This is a genomic window from Streptomyces sp. NPDC037288, assembly GCF_055603265.1.
Genome location: NZ_JBVJVY010000201.1, coordinates 1 through 1,839, shown reverse-complemented (window position 1 = coordinate 1,839; position 1,839 = coordinate 1). Strand labels below are relative to the sequence as shown.

1 protein-coding gene and 2 pseudogenes are annotated in these 1,839 nt (G+C 64.2%); 1 reads left to right on the top strand and 2 read right to left on the bottom strand.

The window, feature by feature from the left end; genetic code table 11:
- Positions 1-583 precede the first annotated feature (583 nt).
- On the bottom strand, positions 584-820 hold the full coding sequence (locus ACZ7GZ_RS43235; protein WP_471033339.1) for a chaplin: 237 nt from the start codon (positions 818-820) through the stop codon (positions 584-586).
- Between the two features lie 603 nt (positions 821-1,423).
- Between ACZ7GZ_RS43235 and ACZ7GZ_RS43230 the strand changes: the two are divergent.
- Positions 1,424-1,686: pseudogene (locus tag ACZ7GZ_RS43230) on the top strand (transposase family protein); the annotation flags it as partial.
- 75 nt (positions 1,687-1,761) lie between these two features.
- Here ACZ7GZ_RS43230 and ACZ7GZ_RS43225 read toward each other — a convergent pair.
- Positions 1,762-1,839 (bottom strand): annotated as a pseudogene (locus ACZ7GZ_RS43225) (transposase); the annotation flags it as partial.

The window sequence follows — 1,839 nt, the reverse complement described above, 5'->3', positions numbered from 1 at the left end:
CTCCTCGGCCCAACCCTCGACTTCAGTAATCCCCTCCACGCCGGGACAACGAGAAGAACCAGCTCAGGACACGATTTCTGACTGGAGTACTAGTATGGCCCCCTCATGCGACCAGCTTCATGGGCTCCCCCTCAGCGGCGCAGCCGTCACCGGGCCGGAACTGGCAGCGGGGTCACCAACTCGGCGGCTTGACATCCGCAGCACCTCCTCCACCGCCTCGTTCAAGGCCTCCAGCGGTGCCCTTCCGTACGCCTTGCAGGCCGGCAGATATCGGCCACCCCGTGATCACCTTCGCCGCCACTTCGACGAACCACGGGACCCGCGCCCCGGACCGCCCCCGGTCCAGGCCCGCCCCGGATACACCGACGGCCCGCACTTGCAACGAGAAAGCAAGTGCGGGCCGCCGGTGACCAGCCACTGCAGCAACAACGGCCTGACTCTGCAGCCACCAGCCGGAGATCTTCCGGGTGCACAAGAGGCTCGCCGCCGAACGCAGCCAAGCCATTTCCCGAGCAGGGCACCGTCGCCGAGGTGATGGCGCACTCCCCGCTCGAAGGCTCCCCGTCCGAACAGGCGCCCAGCGCTAGAAGTTTTCGCAGACGTTCCCGAACGTGGGATTGAGAGCCCCAATGACGGTGACCGTGTTGCCACACGCATTGACGGGCACGTGTACGGGCGCCTGAACCAGGTTGCCACTCAGAATTCCGGGAGAGTTCTGAACCCTTCCAGCGGCATAGCCGTCGGCAGCTGCGGCGCTCGCGCATCCGAGGAGCGCGGTAGCAGCCAGAGCAGCGACAACGAGAGGTAGACGGGAACGCATTGTTTCTCCTTCAGATGTGGGGCTGTGAACACCCATTTGCTCTCCCGACGATCAGCGGAGAAACGCTGATCCAGAAAGAAACCGGCAGAAACCACTCGTTCCGTTAGAGGTACGGCCATCTCGGCCGGCTGCAGCCTTCTGGCCGGTGCCAGAGCCGTCGGCCAGGACATCTGGTTGGCAACTGACTGCTGCCATCGCGCGAGTACATCGAGGCACCCCAGCCCGGAACGGGCGAGGTCGTACGGCCGGCAGACCAGCCCGGCAGTCGGAGCTGTGCCAACGTCCCGCACCTACAGGGAGGGATCGTAGGTGCGGGACGTCTGTGACAGCGACTGACACTCCAGAAGTGCTAACTGGGCGGTCAACAGCCGGAGATCCCGTCAGATGTACAGGGAGGTCTGCGCAGAATCTCATGAGAAGAACGACCAGAGCGCCAAGAACGTTACGGCATAAAACCTCAAATCATTGGTGTGCCTCCGAGGATCCAGCAAGTGAAGGGCCGTCGCTGACGGGTACAAAGGAACGGCCCTCAGCGCATCGCCGCCACAGCCTGCGAAACGCACGTGGTCCTGCAAGAGGACCGCTGGCCTTCGGGCCCAGCGCTGCCACGGTGTGACCGTGCTCGGCAACAGCGCCTATATCAACACCGGTCTGATCGTCCCGCATCGCAAACGCCCCGGCCGGGCGCTGCTGAAGGACGAGGAAGAGGACAACGTTGCCACCGCAATGTCCGCGCACGCGTCGAACACGTCTTCTCCCGGATGAGGAACTACAAGATCCTCCGCGCCTGCCGGCAGCGCGGTGACGGCCTCCATCACGCTGCCCAGGCCGTCGCCCGCATGCACAACCTCGCCCTCGCCGCATGACTCGACAAGCCCAGCCTCCCGCTTCAAGCTGCTTGATCACAGCCTTATGCAACACCCTTTACTGGCTTCAGCTCGTCAGGGTGAGGGTGGGTCGTCGAAGGTCAGGCCGGTGCCCGCTATGAAGCCGTCGAGAGTGTGGGGCCGGTACTGCAG